Origin of the sequence: Variovorax ureilyticus, assembly GCF_037889935.1 — a bacterium.
GTDB lineage: Bacteria > Pseudomonadota > Gammaproteobacteria > Burkholderiales > Burkholderiaceae_C > Variovorax > Variovorax ureilyticus.
The window spans coordinates 375,325-400,874 of record NZ_JBBKZU010000005.1 but is presented as its reverse complement, the minus strand read 5'-3'; the positions used below and the strand labels follow the sequence as shown (position 1 = coordinate 400,874).

24 protein-coding genes are annotated in these 25,550 nt (G+C 67.8%); 16 read left to right on the top strand and 8 right to left on the bottom strand.

Annotation, left to right across the window (positions count from 1 at the left end; all coding sequences use genetic code 11):
• The first annotated feature begins 70 nt into the window (after positions 1-70).
• The 10 genes from WKW77_RS14280 (at position 71) to WKW77_RS14235 (ending at position 12,593) form a co-directional block, all read left to right on the top strand.
• Positions 71-1,117, top strand: a complete 1,047-nt coding sequence (locus WKW77_RS14280; RefSeq protein WP_340357500.1) for an HlyD family secretion protein — start codon at positions 71-73, stop codon at positions 1,115-1,117.
• Positions 1,117-2,901: an ATP-binding cassette domain-containing protein gene (locus WKW77_RS14275; protein ID WP_340357499.1), complete on the top strand. Its 1,785-nt coding sequence runs from the start codon at positions 1,117-1,119 to the stop codon at positions 2,899-2,901. The genes WKW77_RS14280 and WKW77_RS14275 overlap by 1 nt, the downstream gene beginning before the upstream one ends.
• A complete protein-coding gene (locus WKW77_RS14270; RefSeq protein WP_340357498.1) occupies positions 2,898-4,064 on the top strand; it encodes an ABC transporter permease in 1,167 nt (388 codons plus the stop codon). The genes WKW77_RS14275 and WKW77_RS14270 overlap by 4 nt, the downstream gene beginning before the upstream one ends.
• A gap of 9 nt (positions 4,065-4,073) precedes the next feature.
• Entirely contained in the window at positions 4,074-5,204 is a 1,131-nt protein-coding gene (locus WKW77_RS14265; protein WP_340357497.1) for an ABC transporter permease, read from the top strand.
• A gap of 23 nt (positions 5,205-5,227) precedes the next feature.
• On the top strand, positions 5,228-6,745 hold the full coding sequence (locus WKW77_RS14260; protein WP_340357496.1) for an efflux transporter outer membrane subunit: 1,518 nt from the start codon (positions 5,228-5,230) through the stop codon (positions 6,743-6,745).
• Positions 6,746-7,179: 434 nt separating this feature from the next.
• Positions 7,180-10,299: a YadA-like family protein gene (locus WKW77_RS14255; protein ID WP_340357495.1), complete on the top strand. Its 3,120-nt coding sequence runs from the start codon at positions 7,180-7,182 to the stop codon at positions 10,297-10,299.
• A gap of 155 nt (positions 10,300-10,454) precedes the next feature.
• On the top strand, positions 10,455-10,853 hold the full coding sequence (locus tag WKW77_RS14250) for a nuclear transport factor 2 family protein (RefSeq protein ID WP_340357494.1): 399 nt from the start codon (positions 10,455-10,457) through the stop codon (positions 10,851-10,853).
• Between the two features lie 301 nt (positions 10,854-11,154).
• On the top strand, positions 11,155-11,442 hold the full coding sequence (locus WKW77_RS14245) for a hypothetical protein (protein ID WP_340357493.1): 288 nt from the start codon (positions 11,155-11,157) through the stop codon (positions 11,440-11,442).
• A gap of 161 nt (positions 11,443-11,603) precedes the next feature.
• On the top strand, positions 11,604-11,903 hold the full coding sequence (locus tag WKW77_RS14240) for a hypothetical protein (protein WP_340357492.1): 300 nt from the start codon (positions 11,604-11,606) through the stop codon (positions 11,901-11,903).
• Positions 11,904-11,996: 93 nt separating this feature from the next.
• On the top strand, positions 11,997-12,593 hold the full coding sequence (locus WKW77_RS14235; protein ID WP_340357491.1) for a hypothetical protein: 597 nt from the start codon (positions 11,997-11,999) through the stop codon (positions 12,591-12,593).
• Between the two features lie 12 nt (positions 12,594-12,605).
• On the opposite strand, the gene WKW77_RS14230 is transcribed toward WKW77_RS14235, so the two are convergent.
• Complete coding sequence (locus WKW77_RS14230) at positions 12,606-12,989, bottom strand: hypothetical protein (RefSeq protein ID WP_340357490.1); 384 nt, start codon at positions 12,987-12,989, stop codon at positions 12,606-12,608.
• Positions 12,990-13,117: 128 nt separating this feature from the next.
• On the opposite strand from WKW77_RS14230, the gene WKW77_RS14225 reads away from it, so the two are divergent.
• Entirely contained in the window at positions 13,118-14,035 is a 918-nt protein-coding gene (locus tag WKW77_RS14225) for a hypothetical protein (protein WP_340357489.1), read from the top strand.
• Between the two features lie 36 nt (positions 14,036-14,071).
• On the top strand, positions 14,072-14,383 hold the full coding sequence (locus tag WKW77_RS14220) for a hypothetical protein (RefSeq protein WP_340357488.1): 312 nt from the start codon (positions 14,072-14,074) through the stop codon (positions 14,381-14,383).
• A 24-nt stretch (positions 14,384-14,407) separates the two neighbouring features.
• Here the strand turns inward: WKW77_RS14220 and WKW77_RS14215 are convergent, their stop codons facing one another.
• The gene (locus WKW77_RS14215; RefSeq protein ID WP_340357487.1) at positions 14,408-15,679 is read right to left on the bottom strand and encodes a CynX/NimT family MFS transporter; all 1,272 of its coding nucleotides are present in this window, start codon (positions 15,677-15,679) and stop codon (positions 14,408-14,410) included.
• A 181-nt stretch (positions 15,680-15,860) separates the two neighbouring features.
• Here WKW77_RS14215 and WKW77_RS14210 point away from each other — a divergent pair, with 181 nt between their 5' ends.
• A complete protein-coding gene (locus tag WKW77_RS14210) occupies positions 15,861-16,475 on the top strand; it encodes a hypothetical protein (protein WP_340357486.1) in 615 nt (204 codons plus the stop codon).
• 19 nt (positions 16,476-16,494) lie between these two features.
• Here the strand turns inward: WKW77_RS14210 and WKW77_RS14205 are convergent, their stop codons facing one another.
• The 3 genes from WKW77_RS14205 to WKW77_RS14195 all read right to left on the bottom strand — a co-directional run bounded on the left by WKW77_RS14205 (position 16,495) and on the right by WKW77_RS14195 (position 19,395).
• The gene (locus tag WKW77_RS14205) at positions 16,495-17,136 is read right to left on the bottom strand and encodes a hypothetical protein (protein ID WP_340357485.1); all 642 of its coding nucleotides are present in this window, start codon (positions 17,134-17,136) and stop codon (positions 16,495-16,497) included.
• 140 nt (positions 17,137-17,276) lie between these two features.
• Positions 17,277-18,827, bottom strand: a complete 1,551-nt coding sequence (locus WKW77_RS14200) for an MFS transporter (RefSeq protein ID WP_340357484.1) — start codon at positions 18,825-18,827, stop codon at positions 17,277-17,279.
• A 61-nt stretch (positions 18,828-18,888) separates the two neighbouring features.
• A complete protein-coding gene (locus WKW77_RS14195) occupies positions 18,889-19,395 on the bottom strand; it encodes a MerR family transcriptional regulator (RefSeq protein WP_340357483.1) in 507 nt (168 codons plus the stop codon).
• Positions 19,396-19,510: 115 nt separating this feature from the next.
• Between WKW77_RS14195 and WKW77_RS14190 the strand changes: the two genes are divergently transcribed.
• Positions 19,511-19,912: a phage holin family protein gene (locus tag WKW77_RS14190; RefSeq protein ID WP_340357482.1), complete on the top strand. Its 402-nt coding sequence runs from the start codon at positions 19,511-19,513 to the stop codon at positions 19,910-19,912.
• Positions 19,913-19,951: 39 nt separating this feature from the next.
• Here the strand turns inward: WKW77_RS14190 and WKW77_RS14185 are convergent, their stop codons facing one another.
• The 3 genes from WKW77_RS14185 to WKW77_RS14175 all read right to left on the bottom strand — a co-directional run bounded on the left by WKW77_RS14185 (position 19,952) and on the right by WKW77_RS14175 (position 23,554).
• A complete protein-coding gene (locus WKW77_RS14185) occupies positions 19,952-20,926 on the bottom strand; it encodes a Bug family tripartite tricarboxylate transporter substrate binding protein (protein WP_340357481.1) in 975 nt (324 codons plus the stop codon).
• Positions 20,927-20,990: 64 nt separating this feature from the next.
• Complete coding sequence (locus WKW77_RS14180) at positions 20,991-21,422, bottom strand: YbaY family lipoprotein (RefSeq protein ID WP_340357480.1); 432 nt, start codon at positions 21,420-21,422, stop codon at positions 20,991-20,993.
• A complete protein-coding gene (locus tag WKW77_RS14175; protein WP_340357576.1) occupies positions 21,419-23,554 on the bottom strand; it encodes an acetoacetate--CoA ligase in 2,136 nt (711 codons plus the stop codon). Before WKW77_RS14175 ends, WKW77_RS14180 begins: the two co-directional genes overlap by 4 nt.
• A gap of 191 nt (positions 23,555-23,745) precedes the next feature.
• Here WKW77_RS14175 and WKW77_RS14170 point away from each other — a divergent pair, with 191 nt between their 5' ends.
• A complete protein-coding gene (locus WKW77_RS14170; protein ID WP_340357479.1) occupies positions 23,746-24,405 on the top strand; it encodes a peroxiredoxin in 660 nt (219 codons plus the stop codon).
• A gap of 4 nt (positions 24,406-24,409) precedes the next feature.
• A complete protein-coding gene (locus tag WKW77_RS14165; RefSeq protein WP_340357478.1) occupies positions 24,410-25,450 on the top strand; it encodes an MBL fold metallo-hydrolase in 1,041 nt (346 codons plus the stop codon).
• Positions 25,451-25,550: the final 100 nt, after the last annotated feature.

Below are 25,550 nucleotides of genomic sequence, written 5' to 3'. Positions count from 1 at the left end.
GAATTCAAATTCGATATTATCCAGTCTACTTCAACGACATCGCAGCGTCATCCTTGCGCAGAGAGAGACCATGAACAAGAAGCCGATCATCCTTGGGGCCGTCGTTCTCGTGGCTGCAGCCGCCCTGGCGGCGTGGTACTTCAATCGGCAGCCCGCCGACGCGCACGAACTGGTGCTCTACGGCAATGTCGATCTGCGGCAGGTGTCGCTCGCCTTCAACGGCTCGGAGCGCATCGGCAGGCTCAACGTGCAGGAGGGCGATCGCGTCGCCGCCGGGCAAGTGCTCGGCGAACTCGACACGCGCACGCTGGAATTGCAGATCGCACAGTCCGAGGCGCAGATCGCAGTGCAGCAGCAGGTGCTGCAGAAGCTCAAGACCGGCAGCCGCCCCGAAGAGATCGCGCAGGCACGCGCACAGGTCTCGGCGGCGCAGGCCGATGCCGAGCTTGCACGGCAGCAGCTCGAACGGCTCCAGTCGATCCGGCAGACCACCTCCGGACGCGCGGTGAGCCAGCAGGACCTCGACGCCGCACAGGCCCGCCAGAAGACGGCGCTCGCCCAACTGGAGAACGTCCGCAAGGCGCAGCAGCTCGTCGTCACCGGCCCGCGCAGGGAAGACATCGCGCAGGCACAGGCACAGCTCGACGTGGCGGTCGCATCGCTCGCGGTGCAGAAGCACCAGCTGGATCAGGCGCAGCTGCGCGCACCGATCAACGCAGTGGTGCGCGCGCGTCTCATGGAGCCGGGCGACATGGCCTCGCCGCAGCGGCCGGTGTTCACGCTCGCGATCACCCATCCGAAATGGGTGCGCGCCTATGTGACCGAAGCCGACCTCGGCCGCGTGAAGCCGGGCATGGCGGCCACGCTGCACACCGACAGCCATCCGGGCCAGCCGCTCACGGGCAAGGTCGGCTACATCTCGTCGGTCGCGGAATTCACGCCGAAGACGGTGCAGACGGAGGAACTGCGCAGCAGCCTCGTCTACGAGATCCGCGTGCTCGCCGACGATCCCGAAGACCGCCTGCGGCTCGGCATGCCGGTGACGGTGCGCCTCGCGCTCGACGGCGGCAACGCGAACGCGAACAGCAACGCGGCGAACGCCGGGAGCAAGCCCTGATGGCCCACGACGCGCCGGCGCTCGCGGGTCGCGGCCTGCACAAGCGCTTCCAGATCAAGGGCGTCGCCGAGCCGACCCGCGCGCTCGACGACGTGACGCTCGAAGTGCCTGCCGGCAAGCTCACCGCGCTGGTCGGCCCCGACGGCGCCGGCAAGACCACGCTGCTGCGCCTTGCCGCCGGCCTGATGAGCGCGGACGAAGGCTCGCTCAGCGTGCTCGGGATCGATGTCGCGAAAGACCCGCAATCGGTACAGGACCGCATCAGCTACATGCCGCAGCGCTTCGGCCTCTACGAAGACTTGAGCGTGCAGGAGAACCTCGACCTCTATGCCGACCTGCACGGCGTGAGCAGGTCGGTGCGCCGCGAGCGCTATGCGCGACTGATGGAGATGACCGACCTCGGCCGCTTCACCGACCGGCCCGCGGGCAAGCTCTCCGGCGGCATGAAGCAGAAGCTCGGGCTCGCCTGCACGCTGGTGCGCTCGCCTGCACTCCTGCTGCTCGACGAGCCCACTGTGGGCGTCGATCCGCTCTCGCGGCGCGAGCTGTGGGAGATCGTGCAGCAGCTCGTGGATGATGAGCAGCTCTCCGTCATCGTCAGCACCGCATACCTCGACGAGGCCGAGCGCTGCGCGCAGGTGTTCGTGCTGCAGGGCGGCAAGCTCATCGCGCAGGGCGCGCCGGGCGAGATCCGCGACAAGGCGAAGGACCTCTGCTTCATCGCGACGCCGCCGAAGGGCACCGCGCCGCGCACCTTGCAGGCGAAGCTGCTCGATGCGCCGGCATCCATCATCGATGCCGTTCCGCAGGGCGGCGAGGTGCGGTTCATCCGCAAGCCCGATGCGAACGCGGCTTCGGTCGATGCCCTGCTCGAAGGCGCGCCCGTCGAATCCGTCCCGGCGCGGCTCGAAGACGGCTTCATGGTGCTGCTGCGCACGCAGCAGGCGAAGGCCAAGGCGGCACCTACGGAACTTGCGGCAACCGCGCCGCGCGGCGAATCGAAGGACGATGTCGTCATCGAGGTCAAGGACCTCGTGCGCAAGTTCGGCGACTTCACCGCCGTCGCCAGCACCAGTTTCGACGTGCGCCGCGGCGAAATATTCGGCCTGCTCGGCCCGAATGGCGCAGGCAAGACCACCACCTTTCGCATGCTCTGCGGACTGCTGCCCGCGAGCAGCGGCTTCCTGCAGGTGGCCGGCGTGAACCTGCGCACCGCACGCGCCCATGCGCGCAGCAAGATCGGCTACGTCTCGCAGAAATTCGCGCTCTACGGCAATCTCACCGTCGCCGAGAACCTGCACTTCTTCGGCGGCGCCTACGGCCTGCGCGGCAACCGTCTGCACGACCGCATGCAGACGGTGCTGCAGCAGTTCGACCTCGTGGGGCAGGAACAGGCCACCAGCGGCCAGCTCCCCGGCGGCTTCAAGCAGCGGCTCGCGATGGCGACCGGCCTGCTGCACGAGCCGGAGATCCTCTTTCTCGACGAACCCACCAGCGGCACCGATCCGCTCGCACGGCGCGAGTTCTGGCGACGCATCACCGCGCTGGCCGAAGCGGGCGTGACCATCATCATCACCACGCACTTCATGGAAGAGGCCGAGTACTGCGATCGCATCGTGATCCAGGACGCGGGCAAGCTCCTCGCGATCGGCACGCCGCAGCAGGTGCGCGTGCAGGCCGGCAGTGCGGCGGACAGTCGCCTGAGCATGGAAGAGGCCTTCATCGACATCGTGACGCAGGCCCGCGAGGCCAAGCGCGCACCGGCGCAGGGAGCGCACGCATGACCGCCGCGCAGCCATCGGAAAAGAACGCGACGCAAAGCCGCTTCGGCCGCCGCCTGATCGCCCTCACCCGCAAGGAAACGCGCCAGCTCATCCGCGACCCGAGCAGCATCGCGATCGGCATCCTGCTGCCGATCCTGCTCATCCTGATCTTCGGCTACGGCCTGTCGCTGGACGTGAAGAACGCGCCGATGGCGGTGGTGCTCGAAGACACGTCGCCCACCGCGGCACAGGCGGTCTCGGGCCTGCAGCTCACGCCGTACATCTCGCCGGTGATGCTGACCTCGATGCGCGACGCCGAAACGCTGATGCACCAGCGCAAGGTCGACGGCATCGTGCGCGTGCCCGGCGACTTCTCGCGCCGGCTCGCGGCGGGCGACGCAAGCATCCAGGTGATCGTGCACGGCGCGGATGCGAACAAGGCCAACATCGTGCTGCGCTACGCGACCGGGGCGCTGATGCAGAACGCACAGCGCATCGTCGACCGCGCGGGCGGCGCACCGCAAGGCACCGGCATCGGTGCGATCACGATCGAGCAGCGGCTCTGGTTCAACAGCGCCAACACCAGCACCTGGTATCTGGTGCCGGGGTTGATCGTGCTCATCATGACGCTGGTCGGCGCCTTTCTCACCGCGCTCGTGATGGCGCGCGAATGGGAGCGCGGCACGCTCGAATCGCTCTTCGTGACGCCGGTGCGGCCGGTGGAGATCCTGCTGGCGAAGATCATTCCCTATTTCGGCATCGGCATGGTCGGCCTGATGCTGTGCCTCGTCGCAGCGCGCTTTCTGTTCGAGGTGCCGATGTACGGATCGCTCGCCGCGATCGTGGTGAGCGCGATGCTCTACCTGCTGGTCGCCGTGGGCATCGGCCTTCTCATCTCGTCGGTCACGCGCAACCAGTTCCTCGCAAGCCAGGTGGCCCTCATTTCGAGCTTCCTGCCTTCGCTGATGCTGTCGGGCTTTCTCTTCGACCTGCGCAACGTGCCGACGGTGATCCGCATCGTCGGGCACGCGCTGCCTGCGACCTATTTCATGGAACTGGTCCGCACGCTGTTCCTGGCGGGCAACGTGTGGTCGCTCATCGTCCGCAACTGCCTCATCCTGCTGGCGTACGCGGTGGTGCTGCTGGGCATCGCGCGCTTCGTCACGCGCAAGAAGCTGGACTGAAGGAAAAGCATGAACGGCTCATTCATCGACTTCCTGCGGCGCGTGGCACACCTTTGCCGCAAGGAGCTGCTCGCGATCCTCAAGGACCCGTCGAGCCGCGTGATCCTCGTCGTGCCGGCGCTGATGCAGAGCCTGCTCTTCGGCTATGCGGCCACCTACGACCTGACGCACGTGGACTATGCGCTGCTCGACCAGAGCCGAAGCGGCGCATCCACTTCGTTCATCGCCAAGCTCGACGGCACCGGTGTGTTCAAGCGAGCGGCGACGCTCACCTCGCCCGACCAGATCGCGCCGATGGTCAACCGGCAGGATGCGCTCGTCGTCATCCAGATCGGGCCGGACTTCGAGCGCCAGCTCAACGCGGGCGAAGACGCGCCCATCCAGGTCATCATCGACGCGCGCAACTCCAACACGGCCGGCTCGGCCTCGGGCTTCGTCGCCTCCGTCGTCAACGCCTTCAACGACGAATGGCGACGCAGGCACGGCGGCATCCAGGCGCCGGTGCGCGTCGAATCGCGCGCCTGGTTCAACCCCAACCTGGAGACGCGCTGGAACTTCATGCCCGGCATGATCGCCGCGCTCAGCATGATCCAGACGCTGCTGCTCACCGCGCTCTCCGTGGCAAGGGAACGCGAGCAGGGCACCTTCGACCAGTTGCTGGTCACGCCCCTTTCTCCGACGGAGATCATGATCGGCAAGGCGCTGCCGCCGGTCTTCATCGGCCTCGTGCAATCCACCATCGTGCTGCTCATGACGCTGCTGTGGTTCAGGGTGCCGATGGCCGGGTCGCTCGTCACGCTCTACATCGGGCTCTCGGCCTTCACCATCGCGAGCGTGGGCATCGGCCTGTCGATCTCGGCGGTGTCGGCCAACATGCAGCAGGCGATGCTCTACACCTTCGTTCTCATCATGCCGATGATGCTGCTGTCGGGCCTCACCACACCGGTGAGCAACATGCCCGAAGTGCTGCAGATCGCGACGCTGGCCAATCCGCTGCGCTTTGCGATCGACCTCGTGCAGCGGGTGTACCTCGAAGGGGTTGGCCTCTTCACGGTCTGGCACAACCTCATTCCGCTTTTCATCATCGCGGCCATCACGCTGCCGCTCGCCGCATGGCTGTTCCGCCATCGGCTTGTCTGAAGCCGCAGACCGAAGGGGACGACATGAAGACCTCCGCACGCTTCCACACCACCGCCGTCGCCGGTGTTGCCTCGCTCATCGCGGCTGCGATGCTCGCCGGCTGCGCCGTGGGCCCCGACTTCAAGCCGCAGGCGGCCGAGGCCCCGGCCGACTTCGCGACATGGCACGGCGGATCGGCCGAGTTGTCGGATGCCGAGCGCACGGCGCCCGCCGCCAGCACCGCGCCGCAAGGCTGGCGCATGTTCAACGACCCGGTGCTCGATGCGCTGCAAGCCCGCGCGCTGGAAGCGAATCACGACCTGCAGACGGCCGCGCTGCACTTCGCGCAGAGCCGGGCGCAGCGCAGCATCGTCGAATCGCAGCAGGGCATCCAGGTCAACGCCAGCGCAGGCGTCTCGCGGCTGCGGCTGAGCGAGAGCGGCGAGACCTCGCGACTGATCGGCGCCATCAACCCCGCCAACAGCGCCCATCTGCTGCAGATCCTGAGCGAGCCGCACAACTTCTACCAGGCCGGTTTCGATGCTTCGTGGGAGCTCGACCTCTGGGGCCGCGTGCGCCGCTCCATCGAATCCGCCGATGCCGGCGTGGCCGCCTCGCAAGCCACGCTCGCGCAGGTTCAGCTCAGCGTGCAGGCCGAGGTCGCGCGCCACTACTTCGAGCTGCGTGCGGTGCAACGCCAGATCCAGCTCACGCGGGAGGACATCGCGGCGTCCGAAGAAACGCTGGGCCTCGTCAAGGCCCGCGCAGACGGCGGGCTCACCACCGACCTCGACGTCGCGCGCCAGAACGCGCAGACGGCCGACCTGCGCGCGCGCCTGCCGCAACTGCTCACGCAGGAGGCGCAGGCCACCAACCAGATCACGCTGCTGCTCGGCGAACGGCCCGGCGCACTGCAATCGCAACTCGCACCGCTGCCCGGCAACGCAACGACGGCCGCGCTGCCCGACCTCTCGCTCGGCGTGCCCTCGGACATGGCGCTGCGCCGGCCCGACATCCAGATGGCGCAGGCCCAGCTGCATGCCGCCACCGCCAACATCGGCGTCGCCGTGGCCGACCTGTACCCGCGCGTCACCATCGGCGCGAAGTTCGGCTTCGAATCGGTCGACGGCGACAGCTTCACCGACTGGGGCAGCCGCACGTGGTCCATCGGGCCGAGCCTGCAACTGCCCATCTTCGACAACGGCCGCCGCCGCGCGACGGTGGAACTGCGCGAACTGCAGCAGCAGGAAGCCGCCGTGGCCTACCAGCAGACGGTGCTGAAGGCCTGGCACGAAATCGACGACGCGCTGAGCGCCTACACCGCCGAGCGCCGCCGCAACGCGCAACTGGCCGTGAGGGAACGCAGCAGCCGCGACGCGCTGCAACTCGCGCGTGTGCGCTACGAGCACGGGCTGACCGACTTTCTGGTTCAGCTCGATGCGGAGCGGACCTGGCTGCAGGCGCAGCGCGATTACACGGAGAGTTCGAGCCGCCTGGCGCTGGGACTCGTGGCCGTGTCCAAGGCCCTGGGCGGCGGCGCAGAGGTCGCGACGAAGTCCTGAGGCGGCCTTAGGCAACTCCAGTTCCCTGGCCGAACGCGGCGGCCTTCTTATTCGGCCATCGACGCCGCGAATTGCGCTTCTTGCGCCCTTGCGGTGCAAATCGCATGTGAATTCCATCACGCACCATTCCACGTCCGGGCGCCGGAATGCGTGCGTCTCCGGGACAAACATCACGAATTTCACCCTTCCAGAACATCCTAGGTATGTAGCCCTATTTGTTTAAGACAAGTCTGATTCGTTGCTGATTGATCAATCTTTAGTATTCGCTTGTCTCAGATTCAGCAGGGTCATTTGCCAAAAAAAGATCTCGCTGAATTTCAGGTCCAAAGCATTTATCCATCCCGTTGAACACCCTCCGAGTTGATCGGTCAACTCCCAAAGCGGCACTCGAAAAGGCCCAGTTCAACGATTTCATTCAGCCAATTGGAAATTCAATGAACAAGTCACATCGCAGCCTCTGGAACGAATCGCTCGGCGCCTGGGTCGCCGCCTCGGAACTCACCCGCGCCCGCGGCAAGCGCAGCAGCGCGCGGGTCGTGGCCGCAACCATCCTCGCTGCCGCAGCCCTGGGCGGGCTGTCGGGCGCGGCGTCGGCGGCGGTGATCGGCACGCCGGTCCAGGCGCAGGATGGCGTCTATTCCTCGGGCGCGGCTTCGGCGACCAGCGGGGACTCGACCGCCGTGGGCGCCGGCTCCAAGGCGTCGGCGCAGGGCGCGACGGCGGTGGGCGCAGCGTCCAAAGCCAGCGGTAGCAACTCGACCGCGGTCGGCATCGAGTCCGAGGCGTCGGGCAACCAATCGATGGCATTGGGATACAAGGCCAAGAGCGCCGGGCTCTCCTCCACCGCCATCGGCGCGTTGGCCAGCGCAGACGGCAGCCAGTCGATCGCCATGGGCGCTTCGGCGGCGGTCACCGCGGGTGCCACCAACGCGATGGCCATCGGCACGCTGGCCAATGCAAGCGCGGTCGGCGCGATGGCGCTCGGTTCGCGTGCAGTCAGCAGCGGCGTGTCCAGCGTGGCGCTCGGCGTGTCTGCCGCTGCAACGGCGGAACATTCGGTTGCGCTGGGCGCAGACTCGACCACGACGGCCAATCTGGCCGCGGCGGCCTACAACGCCGGCGCTTCGGCCTTGTCGGGCACGGCGTCGGTGGCGAACGGCGAGGTGTCCATCGGCGCGGCCGGCAAGGAGCGCCGCCTCACGAACCTGGCCGCCGGTTCGGCCCTCACCGACGCGGTGAACGTCAGCCAGCTGCAGTCGGAAGCCATCAAGTCGAACGCGACCGGCGCCAGCGCCGCCGCGGCACTGGGCGGTGGCGCGACATACAACGCCACCACCGGCGAGATCAGCGCGCCGAGCTACATGGTGGGCGGTACGACGGTCAACAGCGTGGGTGACGCAGTCTCCAACATCGATGACCGCATGACCACCAACGCGACCCACATCGCGCAGAACACGTCCGACATCGCGAACCTGGCCAACAACGTCGCCAACGGTACGGTCGGCCTGGTGCAGCAAGCTTCGGCGGGCGCCAACCTGACGGTGGGCAAGGACACGGACGGCGCGGCGGTGGACTTCACCGGCACGGCCGGCGCACGCAAGCTCGCCGGCGTGGCCGATGGCAGGCTCGCGGCCGACAGCAAGGAAGCGGTCAACGGCTCGCAGCTGCACGCGACCAATACCAACGTCGGCAATCTGCAGACCACGGTGGACGGCCATACGACCCGCATCGCCAACCTGCAGACCACGGTGGACGGCCATACGACCCGCATCGCCAACCTGCAGACCACGGTGGACGATCACACGACCACGCTCAACAACCTGGACAGCGGCAAGGCGGGTCTGGTGCAGCAGGCCGCTGCTGGCGCCAACCTCACGGTGGGCAAGGACACGGACGGCGCGATGGTGGACTTCACCGGCACGGCCGGCGCACGCAAGCTCGCCGGCGTGGCCGATGGCAGGCTCGCGGCCGACAGCAAGGAAGCCGTCAACGGCTCGCAACTGCACGCGACCAATACCAACGTCGGCAATCTGCAGACGACGGTGAACAGCCACACGACCAGCATCAACACGCTGACGAACCAGATCAACACCGGCGCTGTCGGCTTGCTGCAGCAGGCTTCGGCGGGCGCCAACCTCACGGCGGGCGCGGGGACGGACGGCGCGGCGGTGGACTTCACCGACAAGAACGGCAACACCCGCACGCTGAAGAACATCACGGCGGGCGAGGACGGCAACGACGCGGTGAACGTGGCCCAGCTGAAGGACCAGTTCAATCGCGCGGGCCTCACCGACGCCTCGGGCAATCCGCTCGAAGCCGTGACCTACGACGCCGGCTCCGGCAAGGGCTCGATCACCCTGGGCGGTGCCACCGGCACGCAGATCAAGAACGTGGCCGACGGTACGGCCGATCAGGACGCCGTCAACGTTCGCCAGCTCAGGAACGCCGGCCTGCTCGACGGCTCCGGCAACACACTCGATGCGGTGACCTACGCCGCCGGCTCGAACAAGGGCGTGGTGAACTTCGCCGGTGCGAACGGCACGCTGCTGACCAACGTGGCCAGCGGCCAGATCGAGGCCGGCAGCCGCGACGCGGTGAACGGCTCCCAGATCGCGGCCCTGCGCGACACGCTGCAGAACCAGCTCACCAGTATCGATGGCCGCGTGACGAACATCGAAGCCAACGGTGTCGGTGTCGGTGTCGGCGGCGGGGGCAATGGCAACGGCAACGGCGTGGCCTACATCGACGGCAATGCCAACGGCGGCAACGCCAGCAAGGCCGATGCGGGCGGCAGCCCGGGCGTGGCGGTGGGCTACAACGCCACGGCGACGGGCGAGAACGCGTCGGTGCTGGGCCAGAACGCCACGGCGCTGGGCAGCTACGGCACGGCCGTCGGCAACGACAGCTACGCCGCGGGCGCCAACGACACGGCGCTGGGCGGCAACGCGAAGGTGCATGCCGACGGCAGCGTCGCGGTGGGCGCCAACGCCTCGGTCACGTCCGCATCCGCGACCCACGCGGTGGCGGTCGGAGCCGACTCGCAGGTGAGCGCCGCTTCCGGCACGGCCATCGGGCAGGGCGCGGCCGTGGCGGCCTCGGCGACGGGGGCGGTGGCCCTGGGCCAGGGCTCCGTGGCCGATCGCGCCAACACGGTGTCGGTGGGCTCGGCGGGCAACGAGCGCCAGATCACCAACGTCGCGGCCGGCACGGCGCCGACCGATGCGGTGAATGTCCAGCAACTGCAGGACGTGCAGCAGTCCGTCTCGAACTACGCCGATGCGCGCGCCAACCAGCTGCAGTCGCAGATCATTGACAACAAGCGCGACAGCAATGCTGCGATCGCGGGTGCGCTGGCGGCCGCCAACCTGCCGCAGTCGGTGTTTCCCGGCAAGAGCATGATGTCGGCCGGGGTCGGCCATCAGGACGGCGAGTCCGCCGTCGCGATCGGCATGTCCAAGATGGCCGACAGCGGCCGCTGGGTGAGCAAGCTGTCGGGCTCGGTCAACACCCGCGGCAAGGTCGGCGTGGGGGCGGGCATCGGCTACTACTGGTAAGCGCGTTCCGGCAAAGGCTTGAAGAAAGGAAAGAAGAGCGGCGCTCGTTGCGGGCGGCCGCTCTTCTTTCATGTCCGCGAGGTGCCGACGCCGGTTGAATCGAAGAATCCCGTGACTAGACTTGAAGGTTCCCCGTCAGCATGGAGGACGCCGCAATGAGCACCCCATCCGAAGTCGTCCAGCAGGCCTATGCCGCGTTCGGACGCCGTGACATCCCGGGAATCCTGGCCTTGCTTGCCGATGACGTGGACTGGCAGTTCCACGCCAGCCCCAGCACCGGCATTCCGTACGGCGGCAAGTTCACCGGCAAGAAGGCCGTGGAGGACTGGTTCGTCACGCTGGCGCAGAACGACGACATCCAGCAGTTCGAGCCGCGTGAGTTCCTGGCGGGGCCGGACCACGTGACGGTGCTTGGCTGGGAGCGCGTGAAGCCGCTTCCGAACGGGACGCCGTTCGATGGCGAATGGGTTCATGTGTTCACGCTGAAGGGCGGCAAGATCAGCCGCTGGATCGGCACCGCGGACACGGCGGCGCGTCAGGCTGCAGCGAAATAGGTGTCGTGCCGGAGGCCACGCCCCTCCGCCATTCACACTCGTATACTCCGCCGCGTCGCGTCCAACAAGGACGAGACCGGGTTTGGAAGCCCGTCAGCACCCCTGCGACGAAAGCCGCAGGACCCTCCGCAGGGATTGCGGCTTTTTCGTTCGCGCTTGCTTTCAGGCGGCTCGAACGGGAGGGCTCACGCCCTGCCGGTTCTCGCAAGGGGTGCCCGGTCTTCCAACCTGTTCGAGTCGCCGCCCCCGTTTGGAAGCGGGTACGGCGGTTTTTGCAAACCGCACCCCTTGGAGGCCATTCATGGCACACCCTACTTGCGCGCCCGCGCACCTCCCCAACGATCCCCCCGCCCGCACTGGCGCGCCCGATGAGGCCAAGTCCGATCCCTTCGCGCTCACGATGCAAGCGCTCCGCGAGATCAGGTCAGCACGGGCGGCCTATCACGTCGTCGCCTGCATCCGAGGCATTGGCGACGCGTCGCAAGCGCGCGAGCTGATGCAGCTCACCGATGCCGAGTTCCAGCACCGCGTCGAACGCGCCATCGCCGCGCTCAAGTCGATGCGAATGCCGGACGGCATGCGGCACTAAGCGGCGACCGCCCCGCTGTCACACCCACGAGCCGGTAGCCCGCCGGCTCGCCAACTTCCAATCAGGCTTTCCCCCTGCCCCGCGCCACGCGCAGGGCGCAGAGTGCTCGCGGCGCATCCCGTGCCGGAGTCCGCCGCTACTTTCGGCGGGAGGAGATCCAGATGATCGTCTTCGTCCGTACTGCCGGCATCGCGCCGGGCAAGAACGCCAGCATGCTGGCCTTTTCGAAGGAAATCGTGGCCTACATCAAGGAGGTCTACAAGTTCGATGTCGAGGTGCTGCTGCCGATCGGCGGCAATCCGCAGCGGATCGGCTGGACGACGCGGCACAAGGATCTGGCGGAGTACGACAGCATCAATCTGCGGCTGATCGGCGACCCGAAGTACTGGGAGATCGTGAACAAGTACGTCGACAGCTTCCAGCCCGGTTCGGCCCACGACGAGATCTGGCGCACGCTCTGACCTCCGGCGTCCCGCCGTGCGGCGGGGTGACAGCCGCGAGCCGCCGCATGAGAATCCTTCGTCGCTCATCCGCATCGCGAGGAAGGTTCCCTCATGGCCGACGAAGAAAAGTCCAAGTCCTGGTGGCAGACGTTGCCGGGGCTCATCGCCAGCCTGACGGCGGCCACGACCGCCTTCGCAGGGTTGCTGGTGGCGCTCAAGCAGGTGGGCTGGATCGGGTCGTCGCCGCACCCGCCCGCGCCACCGGCGCCTCAGCAACAGCAGTCGTCGCAAGGCGGGGGCGCGTCGTCCTCGCCGGATGCGGCCACGCCGGCATCGGCGCCAATCGCGGAGAGCCGTCCGGTGACCTTGCCGGAGTTGCGCGAGTACAAGCTCGACACGGCGACGTTCACGCTGCTGTCGGCAACGCTGTCGCCGCGGACCGCCGAGAAGGATGCGCTGCGGATCCGGATCCGCATGATGAACAACAACAGCTATGACGCGAATTTCTGGGATCGGTCGTTCCGCCTGATGCTCGACGGTGTGCCGACGGCGCCGGAAAGCGATCTCAACGAGCTGGTTCCGGCCCGCTCCGCGAAAGAGGGGGCGGTCTTGTTCGCGCTTCCGCGCGGCACGGCGGCCGTGAAGCTGGAGATCAGCTATGGCAACGAGCAGACGCTGATTCCGCTCGCGCTCGCGGGTCCGAAATAGTGAGCGGCCCCGCTACAAGCGACGCCATTCGCCCAGGCAGTGCGCGGCCAGCGCCGTGACCCAGAACGGCTCCTTCGGATCGAAGGCGATGCCGAAGCGGGGCGAGACGAGGAATCCGGCTCTCTCGAAACAGTCTTCATCCTCGGCGTGGATGAAGAACGAGAGTGCGTCGAAGCCGATGGAGCGCCGACCGATGATGACGACGGCCGCCTGCATCGTGACCTCTTCGAGCCGGCCGCAGTCCTGGAAGCGGTAGATGACCGATCCGTAGTCGAGTTCGTTCAGGCCGACCGTGTTGCGCCCGGTCTTCAGGGGCTTGCCGCGCAGCCGCTGCACGTCTTCCTTCGAAGCGGAGAACGGCAGGTCGTTGACGCGGATGAAGGGGTCGAGGTTCATGGCGGGCGTGGGGACATTCTGGTGCAGGGATGGCGGTCCCGCGCCGCCGGGTGCCTGGTGGTTTCTTCGGACGACTGAGCCGTGGGTTTGCTTCCAGAATGGCGGTCGAAAGCGAACGGAGAGCCTTCATGAACGAATCTCCCGGCAGTGCGGCCGATGCGCCGCAGAACGAGCGCCGCGATCTGCTGCAGCGCATGTGCGCGCTGGCCGCGATCGGCGTGGCGTCCGGCGGCAGCACGATCACAGGCTGCGGCGGCGGCAGCAGCGGTGGCGGGGTCTCATTTGTCGCGACCTCGGGCACCGCGACGACCTCACCGCCGCCTTCGCCTTCTCCATCGGCGGGTCCGCCTCCGCCAGCAACGCCGCCAGCGCCGCCGCCGGCATCGACATCCGCACTGGCAGCGCCCGCGCTCGGTGCTCATGGCCTGAACTTCAACGGGCTGAACACGTCGGCGCCGGCGCTGTCGGTTTCGGGGATGTCGACGCGCGCGAGCGGAAGCAGCCTGCTGGTCAGCGTCGGGCGAGGCGATCAGGCGGCCAGCGCAACGCCGACGGACAACGCGGGGAATGCGTTCGTCCAGCTCGGCACGACGCACGCCTACACGCTCTATCCCACCTCGGGCACGGCACTGTTCGCTTGCGAGAAGGCGCGCGGGATGGCGGGTCACACGGTTTCGGCGGCGAAGCCGAACCTGATCGACGAAGTGACGCTGTCGGTGGTCGAGATCACCGGCGGCGGCCTGGTGCGCGACGTGAAGTGGCGAGAGGTGCTGTCGGACCAGCCGCTGACCAGCGCCAGCGTCACCACCACCGGCCCGGCGCTGCTGGTGGCATGGTGGTGGGGTGATGCGGGCGTCGACGGCAACAAGACAGCCACGCCCGACGGCGGATTCGCGGTGATCGATTCGGTGCTGGCAGCGGGCGCGCTGGTGCAGTGCGCGGTAGCGGTCAAGCAGGTTTCGTCGGCCGGCAGCTACAACGTGACGTGGACGTCGACGCCGCAGCAGGGCGCTCAACTCTGGCTGGCGGCGGTGGAGGCGGGGTGACGCCGCGTGGGCTTCGACTTGAGGTAGCTTCGCCGCATGACCCTGGACTATCTGGATTTCGACTACAGCGAAGACACCGAGGGCGTCGGCGTGTTCGACGCCATGGCCACCGTTCGCCCGCCGCAGCTCGCCGCGGTGCAGGCGGAGATCGAAAAGGTGCTCGGGTGGGCAAACAGCGTCTTTGCCGGGCGGCGCGGCCCGGTGGAGGACGGCGGAGAGTGGGACTACGACCTGCAGGAGATGCAGGAGAACGCGCCCGGCGAGCCGTGGCACACGGTGACGCTGTCCATCAGCGGCACCGAGGCGTTCTGCGCGGCGTTCAGGGAAGCGTTCGACCTGCCAGGCTGATGCGGCTTCGGCGGTCTCGCACGTTCAGGCGTCGCGGGGCTGCAGCACCGTCATCCGCCGTCCCGCGCCCCAGCCGCTCCAGGCCATGCCGATGCCGATGACGACCATCAGCGCGGCGGAACTCTCGAAGCCGCCGGTCCAGCCGCGCAGCAGCCCGGCGATCAGCGGACCGGCGGAGGCCAGCACGTACCCACAGCCCTGCGCCATGGCCGAGAGCTGCGCGGTGACGTTGGCATCGGGCGAGCGCATGACGATCAGGGCGAGCGCGAGCGCGAAGGATCCGCCCTGCCCCAACCCGAGCAGCACGGTCCACAGCCAGACGCTCTCGAGCGGCGCGAAGAGGAAGGCCAGCAGCGAGACGAGGATGACCACCGTGAGTCCGAGCGCCAGCCCACGCTGGTCTCGGCAGCGCGCGGCGATGGAGAGCGTGACGAGGCAGGTGCCGAGCTGCACGAGGATGGAGACGGCCAGCACGTAGCCGGCGGTCTGGCTGTCGAGGCCGCGCTCGCGCAGGATCGGCGAGAGCCATCCCATGACGATGTAGGCGAGCGAGGACTGCAAGCCCATGAAGCCGGTGACCTGCCACGCGAGCGGGTCGCGCCACAGGCTGCCGACATGCGCGCCCGGCCCCGTCGGCCGCGCACGCGCGGCGAGCGCCTGCGGTGCCCAGAGCAGCACCACCAGGCCGGCGGGCAACGCCCAGAAGGCGAGCGCCGCGGTCCACGAGCCGCCGAAGAGGTGCTCGAGCGGCACGGTGAAGGCGGCGGCGCTCGATGCGCCGGCGCACACGGCGAGGGTGTAGAAGCCGGTCATCATCGCCGCGCGGCTGGAGAAGTCGCGCTTGACGAGTCCCGGCAGCAGCACGTTGCCGACCGCAATGCCGGCGCCGGCCAGCGCCGACGAGACGAACAGCATCGTGAGGTCGCCCGTGCCGCGCAGCAGCGTGCCGATGCAGATCAGGACGAGCGCCCCCAGCAGCGTGCGCTCGGGGCCGAAGCGCCGCGCCAGCGCGGGTGCGGGTGCCGCGAAGAGGCCCAGGCACAGCAGCGGCAGCGTGGTGAGCAGGCTCGCACCCGAGGCGCCGAGGCCGGTGTCCTTCATGACTTCGGGCAACAGCACCGAGAGGCTGCCGAACACCGGCCGAAGATTGAAGGCGATGAGGATCAGGCTCAGACCCAGCAGCACCTGGCGAGCGCGCGTCTGCGCGTGAGAGGGGACGGCGGAAGCGGAAGCAGAAGGGGCGGCGCCGGAGCGGATGTCCGCGCGAGGGCCGGACGCCCGGGCTGTGGATGGCATTGTCTGGATTGTTGTTGGATGGATGCGAAGCGCACGGCACTGTAGCCGGATGATCCCTGCGGCGCGCCCGTGGGCCTCAGTAGCCGCGCGCACAGCCGGGAAAACACCGCTCTGTTCAGCGGATTGAAATGTGCGCGCTCCCCGCAGAATGGCCGCTCATGGCAAGAATAATGACCAAGCCGTGTCAACGATGAACTTCGATGCGTTGCGCTTCTCGGGGCGGGACGGCGCCCCATGCGTGCCGGGAGAGCCGATCTGCGTGCATCTCGGCGAGATCCATGCGGGCATGGTGGACCCGGTGCCGCTGAGCCTCGGCGGCACGCGCATCCTCCTCGCACACTACAACCCGAGGGCGGACGAGGCCTCGCGCCGGCTTCACAAATTGAACTTCGGCCGCGTGTCGCTGCTCGGCGTGACGGCGCACATCGCCGAGCACTACTCGAACGTGACCACGATCAGCTTCCTGCTGGACCGCGAAATCGAGGGGTACGGCGGCGGCGTGCGGCTGGCGGGTTCGCGCTCGGCGCTGCTGCAGAGCATCGGCGCGGAGAACATCGTGATCACGCCACGACCGGAGCCCGAGCACGCGGGACAGTTCGTGGTGGCAGCGACCTGGCAGTACAACCAGCAGAACCTGGCCTTGCTCCATGCCGCGCTGGCGGCGGAGTGGAAGATCTTCAGCGACCGCATGGCCCATGCGGAGGCCGCCGGCGGCCGCACGCCGCGCGCGAATGCGTGGCTGCGGCGGTTCCTGCAGCGGCGCGGACGGCCGGGCGGCGGGCGCAGGCCGGGCTGATCGGCGCGCAGCGGCCGGCTCAGGCCGCCTCCAGTTCCCGAAAACACGCGAGCACGGCGGTGGTGCCGCTCGCCCCGGCGGCTCCGTAGCGCCAGTCGGGCGCCTCGTAGTCCATATGCGCGCAGATGTCGTCCCACGACTGGGCGAGCGCGGCCCATTCGGCCACCCCGGCTTCGTGAACGCGCTCTGCCAGTACCGCGAGCGCCTGCTGCAGCGACGGCACCTGTTCGATGAGCAGACGGCAGCGCCGGAAGGCGCCGGCATCGCGCGGAAGGTCGCGCCCCGGCGTGCCGCGGTAGTGCCGGGGACGCACGCCGCTCAGCAGCAGGAAGAGCGCAAGGCAGGCAGGCCCGTGCTCGCCGGCAGCCAGCCAGCGCAGTGCATCGGGGTCCAGCCGGAGCGCGGCGCGGCCGAGCCCGGTGCGCACCCGCTCGATCGCCGCCGGGGTTTCGCGGCGCCGCAGGCGTGCGAGCGCGCTCGGCAGGCCGATGACGGCGGTCGCATCCAGCATGCGTGCGGTGCCGGCGTGGAGCACCTCGTGATCGCTCGCCTGCCGCACCAGCGCGAGAAACTCCGGCAGCGGCATCTGGCCGTACACGATCCTGCACCCTTCGCGCATGAGGATCCGGTAGCTGTCATCGCTGGCGGCAGTCGTGGTCACGCCGCTCTATCGGCAGGAATGAAGTCGGAGAACAGGGGCGGCGCGGAGTTCTTTACGGCCGATCACGGTTTTCGGTGATGGCGTGGCGGAGGAACTGCAGCTGAAGCTGGCGAAGCTCCGCTTTCCGGCCTGGGCGGGTTCTAGTCCAGCACCTTCTGCGAGGCCGCGTAGATCGCCGCGACGATCGCGATCACCGCCATCACCTGGAACCCGTCGAGCGAAGCCATGAAAGTGGCCTGCTGCTCGAGCATGCGCGACAGCGACGCAAGCGCCATCGTGTGCGCCTCGTTCGCGGCGTGGCCGGCCGCCTGGAAGCCGCGCGTGAGCATGTCGAGCGATTGCGCGAAGGTGGCGTTGCCGAGGCTGGCCGATTCGCCCAGCCGCGTCTCGTGCAGCGCCACGCGGTGCTGCTGCAGCGCAATGACGCTCGCGGTCGCGAAGGAGATCGCAAGCTGCCGCAGCAGGTTCTTGAGCCGGTAGCTGTGCGCGAAGTCCTCGCCCTTGAAGGCACGGAAGGTGACGCCGGCGACCGGCAGCATGACGAAGAGCATCATCAGGCCGCGCAGCAGCAGCGGCACCACGAGCTGCGCGCGCCCGGCCTGCGGCGACATGCGGGCAAGCCAGAAGCCCGCGACGGCAGCGATGACGAAGCCCGGCACCACCAGCCAGCGCTTGCGGGTGACGCGGGACGAGAACTTCATGTAGACGAACATCATCAGCCCGCCCACGAGCGACATCACGCCGGTGAAATAGCCGGTGTCGCCGACCGTGAAGCCGAGGCCGCCTTCCATCATGCGCGGCAGCAGATAGCTGAAGCCGGTCGACAGGCAGTAATAGACGACATAAAGCGCGAGTCCCACCTGGAAGCTCGCCTCCCTGAGCCCCTGCAGCCGCACCAGCGGCGCGGGATGCTTCCACTGGTGGTAGCCGAACCAGCCGAGCCCTCCGAGGCCGGCCACCGCGAGCCCGATGAGGGTGGGCGAGCCGGAGAAGAGTTCGAAGTGCGCGCGGGTCAGCACAAGCTGCAGCGCGGCCTGCGCGAGCGCGAAGACGATGTAGGCGACGTAATGCGGCTCGGTGCGCTGGTGCGGCGCGACATCGCCGATGTCAGGCAGTGTCCACAGCGCCAGCGCACCGGTGATCACCGCGACCGGCGCAGTGCAGAAGAAAAGCGAGCGCCATTCGAAATGCGTGACGAGCCACGCGCCGACGATGGGCGCAAGTGCGCCGCCGAAGATGATCATGGCCATGAACGCACGCAGCGACTTCGCGCGCCGCTGCAGCGGGATACCGATCTGGATCAGGATACGGCACGCGCCGAGCATCGGCCCGACGAAATAGCCCTGGAAGCCGCGCGCGAACATCAGCTGCACCGAGTTGTCGCTGAGCGCCGCGAACACGCCGCCGGCAGCGAAGGCGAACATCGAGATGGCCAGATAGCGGCGATAGCCGATCCGCTCCACCCACGCATGCTGCTGCAGGATGCCGAGCACCGCGCCGAGCGCATAGGCGCTGGAGGCCCAGACCAGTTCGTCGGCCGATGCGCTCACGCCGCCCGCGATGTAGCTCGCGAAGAAGGCGAACAGCGCGTTGTCGAAATAGTCGATGCCCGTGATGACGCCGATGACCCATGGCGCGAGTGCGACGGCCGCGAGTCCGCGCTGCTGGAGCGTCGACAGCGAACTGCTCACGGAAGCACCTTCGTGCTTCGCGCTGCGGTGACGCTTGCTCGGGCGCGGCCCGGCGCTGCGCTCATGACGGCATGCCCTTGCGCAACGCGGCCTTGCGCTCGGGGGCTTCGCGCCTGCGCTCTTCGAGGATGGCTTCGAGCGATTCGCCGCCCAGGCGCCGCTCCACGTACTCGATGTCGCGGCGCAGTTGCGCCTGCATCGCGGCGGCCTCCTTCAGTTCGCGGCGCACCTGCTCGACGCGCTTGTCCAGCGTTTCGAGCTGGGCGGCGAGCGTAGCTTTGAGCGTCTTGAGCGAGGCGTTCGACAGGCGCGGCCGGCCGCCATCCGCCGGCGCCTCGAAGGGCTGCTGGAGCATGGCGGTGATCGCCGTGAGCGAAAAGCCCAGCGAGCGCATCCGCAGCACGCGGGCCAGCTTGTCGAGATCGGGCGCCTCGTAGAGGCGATAGCGACCCTCGCTGCGCGCGGGAACGACCAGGCCCAGCTCCTCGTAGTACTTCAAGGTGCGCGGCGTCACGCCGAGCCGCTCGGCGGCTTCGCGGACGGTGATGGAACCCTTGCTGTCGGTCATGCGGCCATTCTACCAGAGCGTGTACGTTTACGTACATGTTTGGGCGTAGTGGCAGGTGTCGGGCGGATGCGCCGATATGATCGGCCGGTCAATCCCAACGAAGAGAAAGACCGACATGTCCGACTACCTCCCCTCGTTCGTCATCACCTGGGCGATCACCGCGCTGTCGCTGTGGGTGGCGAGCTATCTGTTCAAGGGAATCAAGTTCGAGGGTGCGGGCTCCATCATCATCGCGGCGCTGCTGCTGGGTTTCGCGAACGCGATCGTGCGACCGCTTCTGATCATCCTCACGCTGCCGCTGACGCTGCTGACGTTCGGGCTCTTCCTGCTGGTGATCAACGCGCTGATGATCCTGCTGGTCTCGGCGCTGGTGCGGGGCTTCAAGGTGTCGGGCTTCTGGACCGCCCTGTTCGCGAGCATCTTCATCTCGATCCTGAGCTTCTTCATCAGCGCCACGATCGACGGCGGCTCGCCGGAGACGCGCATCCAGATGCCCTCCGAGGGCAAGTGGCTCTGAACCGATGCGGCCGGACGGTGCGCGAACCGTCCGCTTCGCTCACTGCTTCGGAATGCCTGCCTGCCGGATCACGTCCGACCAGCGCTTGATCTCGTCCTTGAGCACCTTCGCCTGCTGTTCCGGGGTGCTGCCGGCCGCTTCGACGCCGAGGGTGCGCAGGCGCTGCTTGACCTCCGGCGAGGCGAGCGCCTTGTTGGCTTCCTTGTTGAGGCGCGCGACGATGTCCGGCGGCGTCTTCGCGGGCACCGCGAGCGCATTCCACGACGCGACGTTGAAGCCCGCAACGCCGCTTTCGGCAACGGTCGGCGTGTCGGGCAGCGCGAAGGAGCGCTTGGCGCCCATGGTCGCGAGAGCGCGCAACGCCTTGCCGTCGAGCTGGCCGAGGATGGGCGCGAGGATCTCGACGCCCGCATCGACCTGACCGCCGCGCAGCGCGGTGATCAGCGCCGGCGAGCCGTTGAAGGGGATCACCTGCACGTCGATGCCGGTGCTGCGCTTGAGCAGCTCGGCTGCGAGATGCTGCGTGCTGCCGGTGTTGATGGTGCCGATGTTGACCTTGCCGGGATTGGCCTTCGCGTAGGCGAGCAGGTCCTGCATGGTCTTGAACCTGGAGTTCGCCGCGGTGACCACCGCCATGTCGAAATAGCCGAGCATCGAGACCGGCGCGAAGTCCTTGATCGTGTCGAACGGCAGCTTGTTGAACAGGCCCACGCTGACCGCGTTCCCGTTGGACATCAGCAGCATGGTCAATCCGTCGGCCGGCGCCTTGGCGACGGTGTCGCTCGCGACCACGCCGCCCGCGCCGGGCTTGTTGTCGATGACGATCGGCTGGCCCATGGATTCGGACATCTTCTGCGCCACGGTGCGCGCGGTGAGGTCGGCGACGCCGCCGGGACCGAAGGGGACCACGAGGCGGATGGGCTTGGACGAGGGCTGTGCCTGGGCCCCCGCGACGATGGCGAGCGCCGCGAAGGCCACGAAGGAGCGGCGGGCAAGGGTGGGAAAGAGCTTCATGGAATCAGCGAGGTTGGGTGCACGGGCGCTCGCGATCGTAGCCGTTACGCCGGGTCCATCTCTGTCAGCGATCCACGCGCGTGAGCATCAGGCTCGCGGTGTTGCCTTCGCGGTAGGTGAGCACCGGATACGCGCGATCAGTGATGAAGAGCAGCTTCCCGTCCTGGAGGATGCGCGCCGACACGTTGTAGCGCATGCGCGGATCGATGCGTGCCGCCTCGACGCTGAGCTCGAAGGCGATGGGCACCTGCCTGCCGTCGGCACGCATGCGCTGTTCGGCGAGCACGGTGGCCGGCGCGTCCATGCGCGAGACGTCGAGGAGCTGCACCACGATCTCCGCGGACGGATCGAGCGCGATGCGCTCGCGGTAGGCGACGGTGCCGGTCACGCGCACGAATTCGGGCTTGGGCGGCGCCGATGGGTCCACCCCGCAGGCCGCGAACAGCGGCAGCACGGCGGCGGCAAGAAGGACATGAAGTGCGGCGCGTTTGTTCATGCGTCGCGATTTTGCGCCTGCGCCTTTGCATGCGCCGACGCGAAGGCGACGTACCAGTCGAGGCAGCCGGGGTTCGCCATCGCCTCGCGGTTGACCACCCTCTCGATCGGCTGGCCGAGCAGCAGTTTCTTGATCGGCAGCTCCTGCTTCTTGCCAGAGAGCGTGCGCGGGATCTCCGCGACCTGCAGGATCTCGTTGGGCACGAAGCGCGGCGAGAGCGAGGTCTTGATCGCATGGTTGATCTTCGCGCGCATCGCTTCATCGAGTTCGAGGCCCGGGCGCAGCACCACGAAGAGCGGCATGTAGCTCTCGCGGCCGAGGTATTCGAGATCGACCACCATCGAGTCGAGCACCTCGGGCAAGGCTTCGACCGCGCTGTAGATCTCGCTGGTGCCCATGCGCAGGCCCTGGCGGTTGATGGTCGCGTCGCTGCGGCCGTAGATGATGCAGCCGCCGTCCTCGCCGATCCGGATCCAGTCGCCATGGCGCCAGACGCCGGGGTAGGTGTCGAAGTAGCTCGACAGCAAGCGTGCGTTGCCTTCGTCGCCCCAGAAGTACAGCGGCATCGACGGGATGGGCTTCGTGCAGACGAGCTCGCCGACTTCGCCGATGACGGGCTCGCCGTTCTCGTTCCAGGCCTCGACCGCCGCGCCGAGGAAGCGGCACTGCATCTGGCCCGGCACCTCGGGCAGTTCGCGGTTGCCGCCGACGAAGGCGCCGCAGAAGTCCGTGCCGCCCGAAATGTTGTACCACCAGACTTGTTGCTCGCCCCCAGGCTGCGCGCACTCCGTGTCGCTTCGCCACCCCCCTACCGGGGGCGGGCCGGCCGCTTCGGGCGGCCGGGCGCGGCGGCCCTCGCCTGAAGAAGAAGCGTCAATGCTCGCTGCCTGCAATTGGGCAGTTCCCCAGCGCTGGACTTCTTCCGACAGGGGCGAGCCGGTGCTGCCGAGGGCGCGCACGCGCGAGAGATCGCCGCAGTCGCTGGCGACCAGTCCCACCTTCATGCAGTTGGCGAAGTACGCCGCGCCCGCGCCGAAGAAAGTCACCTTGTGCCGCGCGACGAAGCGCCACAGCACGCCCCAGTCGGGCTTCTCGCGGCTGCCCGCCGGATTGCCGTCGTAGATGCAGATGGTCGCCCCGAAAGCGAGCCCCGAGAGCTGCGAGTTCCACATCACCCAGCCGGTCGAGCTGTACCAGTGATAGCGCTCGCCGTGGTTGTTGGCGCTGTAGCTCGGGCCTAAGTCATGGTGCAGGCCACAGGCATACATGTTGACGAGGATGCCGCCCTGCCCGTGCACGATGGGCTTGGGCAAGCCGGTGGTGCCGCTCGAATAGACGATCCAGATCGGATGATCGAAAGGCAGCCATTCGGGCGCGAAGGCGGCGGTTGCGGCATCGTCCCGCTGGGCGGCGTCCGCCCATTCGGCGTCGGCCTCGATGCGCGCGGCGGCGAACTGCGTGCGCACCAGCAGCAGCTTCTGCACGCTCGGCAAGGCGGCGCGCAGTTCCTGCACCACCGCGCCGCGATCCTGCGGCTTGCCGCCGTAGTGGATGCCGTCGACCGCGATCAGCACCTTGGGTTCGATCTGGCGGAAGCGGTCGACCACCGCCGCGGTGCCCATGTCGGGCGCGCAGACGCTCCACACCGCGCCGATGCTCGAGCAGGCGAGGAATGCGACGAGGGTCTCGGGCACGTTCGGCATGTAGGCAGCGACGCGATCGCCGCGCTGCACGCCGAGGTCCTTCAACTTCAGCGCGACCGAGGCCACCTGCCGGCGCAGTTCGGGCCAGGAAATCTCGCGCACGTCGCCCAGTTCGTTTTCGGCCACGACCGCGAGCATGCCGGCCGCGTGCGCCGCATCGGCGTGGCGGAAGACCTCGCGTGCGTAGTTGACCTGCGCCCCCGGGAACCACCGGGTGCCGGGCATGTGCATGTCGCCGACCACCTCGCTGTGCGGCGTGGGCGACTGCATGCCGAAAAAGTCCCAGATGCTCTGCCAGAACGCGGGCAGGTCGGTGGTCGACCAGCGCCACAGCTCGTCGTACGAATCGAAGGTGAGGCCGCGCTCGTCGCGCAGCCAATCCTGGTAGAGGCGGATCCGGGGGATGAAGGGGGCGGGTGTCAGGGCGATCTTGTTCACTTCGCGAGCCTAGCGCGCGGGCGGCCGGTCCTTCAATGCGGGAAAGCACAAGGCTCGTGGCCGCCGGCAGGGGTTGATGTCTTGCCTGAGTCACCGGAAAGTGGTGTACTTTTGGGCTCCTCGTGCGCCTTGTTCGGGGGGTCGCGAGTCCACAAGATCACCACCAGACTGAAGGAGCGAACATGTCACTGCGCATCAACGATGTTGCACCCGATTTCACGGCCAACACCACCCAGGGCCCCATCAAGTTCCACGACTGGATCGGGGACAAGTGGGCCATCCTGTTCTCGCATCCCAAGGACTTCACGCCGGTGTGCACCACCGAGCTGGGCTACATGGCGAAAATCGAGCCCGAGTTCACCAAGCGGAACGCGAAACTCATCGGCCTGAGCATCGACCCGGTGGACGCCCATGACAAGTGGGCCAAGGACATCGAGGAAACGCAGGGCTACCTGCCCAAGTACCCGATGATCGGCGACACCGACCTGAACGTCGCCAAGCTCTACAACATGCTGCCGGCCGAGGAGGCGGGTACGTCCGAAGGCCGCACCGCAGCGACCAATGCGACCGTTCGCTCGGTGTTCATCATCGGCCCGGACAAGAAGATCAAGCTGATGCTCACCTACCCGATGACCACGGGCCGCAACTTCGACGAGATCCTGCGCGTGCTCGACTCGATGCAGCTCACGGCCGCGCACAAGGTGGCGACGCCGGTGAACTGGAAGCACGGCGAGGACGTGATCATCGCGGGCTCGGTCTCGGACGATGACGCCAAGAAGCTCTTCCCCGACGGCTGGAAGGCGCCGAAGCCCTATCTGCGCGTGGTGAAGCAGCCGGGCTGATCGGGTGATCTTCGAGCAGATCGCGACCGGCGGCTGCCAGTCGTACCTGATCGGGTGCGACCAGAGTTGCGTGGCCGCGCTGATCGATCCGGAGCTGAGCCAGATCGACCACTACCTGGCACTCGCAGCGCGCGAGGGCGTGCGGCTGCGCTACCTGATCGACACGCATACGCACGCCGATCACTTCTCGGCCACGCGCGAACTGGCACGGCGGCTCGACCTGCCGGTGGTGATGCACCGCGCGAGCCCCGCCCCTTTCGTCGACATGCGCATCGGCGACGGCGAAATGGTCGTGCTCGGCAAGCTCCGGCTGCAGGCGATCCATACGCCGGGTCACACCGCCGATTCGATGTGCCTGCTGGTGGACGACAGGATCTTCACCGGCGACACCCTGCTCATCGGCGCGACCGGCCGCACCGACCTGCCGAGCGGGGATCCCGAGCAGCTCTACGACAGTCTCTTCAACAAGGTGCTGAAGCTCGACCCGGCGCTCAAGGTCTACCCCGCGCACGACTACAAGGGCCGCAGCCACTCGACCATCGGCGACGAGATCGCGACCAATCCGCGCCTGCAGAAGCGCGATCGCGCCGAGTTCGTGGAGATGATGCGCAACCTCAACCTCACGATGCCCACGCACATCACCGAGGCGCTGCGCACGAACATGAGCGGCGGCAAGACGGTCGCGAGCCTCCTGGCCGAGGCCACATCGGCGGTGCCCTTCATGTCGCTGGCCGAGCTGAAGTCGCGCGTGGAAGCCGGAGAGGACGATCTCATCGTGCTGGACGTGCGCGAGCGCGATGCCTATGAAGCGGGCCACATCCCGGGCGCGCGCCTGCTGCCGCGCGGTCAGCTCGAACTGCGCGTGAACCAGGATTTGCCGGACCCGACGCGGCGCATCCTCGCCTGCTGCGAACTCGGCTACATCTCCACGCTCGCGGCCGCGACGCTGCGCTCGATGGGCTTCGTGCGCGCGGTGGCGCTCGATGGCGGCATGAAGGCATGGCGCGAGGCGGGCTACCCGCTGAGATCGGGCAAGGAGGCCTGAACTCCCATCTGCGAACCGCCGATCGCAGAGAAGCGCACGCATCGCGAACTGTCTGATTTGGAGGAGTTCATTTCTCAGAGCAATGCAAGCCCCTTGAGGC

Coding starts and splice junctions, on each gene's coding strand:
- WKW77_RS14280 (WP_340357500.1), top strand. CDS start 71: ATGAACAAGAAGCCGATCATCCTTGGGGCCGTCGTTCTCGTGGCTGCA.
- WKW77_RS14275 (WP_340357499.1), top strand. CDS start 1,117: ATGGCCCACGACGCGCCGGCGCTCGCGGGTCGCGGCCTGCACAAGCGC.
- WKW77_RS14270 (WP_340357498.1), top strand. CDS start 2,898: ATGACCGCCGCGCAGCCATCGGAAAAGAACGCGACGCAAAGCCGCTTC.
- WKW77_RS14265 (WP_340357497.1), top strand. CDS start 4,074: ATGAACGGCTCATTCATCGACTTCCTGCGGCGCGTGGCACACCTTTGC.
- WKW77_RS14260 (WP_340357496.1), top strand. CDS start 5,228: ATGAAGACCTCCGCACGCTTCCACACCACCGCCGTCGCCGGTGTTGCC.
- WKW77_RS14255 (WP_340357495.1), top strand. CDS start 7,180: ATGAACAAGTCACATCGCAGCCTCTGGAACGAATCGCTCGGCGCCTGG.
- WKW77_RS14250 (WP_340357494.1), top strand. CDS start 10,455: ATGAGCACCCCATCCGAAGTCGTCCAGCAGGCCTATGCCGCGTTCGGA.
- WKW77_RS14245 (WP_340357493.1), top strand. CDS start 11,155: ATGGCACACCCTACTTGCGCGCCCGCGCACCTCCCCAACGATCCCCCC.
- WKW77_RS14240 (WP_340357492.1), top strand. CDS start 11,604: ATGATCGTCTTCGTCCGTACTGCCGGCATCGCGCCGGGCAAGAACGCC.
- WKW77_RS14235 (WP_340357491.1), top strand. CDS start 11,997: ATGGCCGACGAAGAAAAGTCCAAGTCCTGGTGGCAGACGTTGCCGGGG.
- WKW77_RS14230 (WP_340357490.1), bottom strand. CDS start 12,989: ATGAACCTCGACCCCTTCATCCGCGTCAACGACCTGCCGTTCTCCGCT.
- WKW77_RS14225 (WP_340357489.1), top strand. CDS start 13,118: ATGAACGAATCTCCCGGCAGTGCGGCCGATGCGCCGCAGAACGAGCGC.
- WKW77_RS14220 (WP_340357488.1), top strand. CDS start 14,072: ATGACCCTGGACTATCTGGATTTCGACTACAGCGAAGACACCGAGGGC.
- WKW77_RS14215 (WP_340357487.1), bottom strand. CDS start 15,679: ATGCCATCCACAGCCCGGGCGTCCGGCCCTCGCGCGGACATCCGCTCC.
- WKW77_RS14195 (WP_340357483.1), bottom strand. CDS start 19,395: ATGACCGACAGCAAGGGTTCCATCACCGTCCGCGAAGCCGCCGAGCGG.
- WKW77_RS14190 (WP_340357482.1), top strand. CDS start 19,511: ATGTCCGACTACCTCCCCTCGTTCGTCATCACCTGGGCGATCACCGCG.
- WKW77_RS14185 (WP_340357481.1), bottom strand. CDS start 20,926: ATGAAGCTCTTTCCCACCCTTGCCCGCCGCTCCTTCGTGGCCTTCGCG.
- WKW77_RS14180 (WP_340357480.1), bottom strand. CDS start 21,422: ATGAACAAACGCGCCGCACTTCATGTCCTTCTTGCCGCCGCCGTGCTG.
- WKW77_RS14170 (WP_340357479.1), top strand. CDS start 23,746: ATGTCACTGCGCATCAACGATGTTGCACCCGATTTCACGGCCAACACC.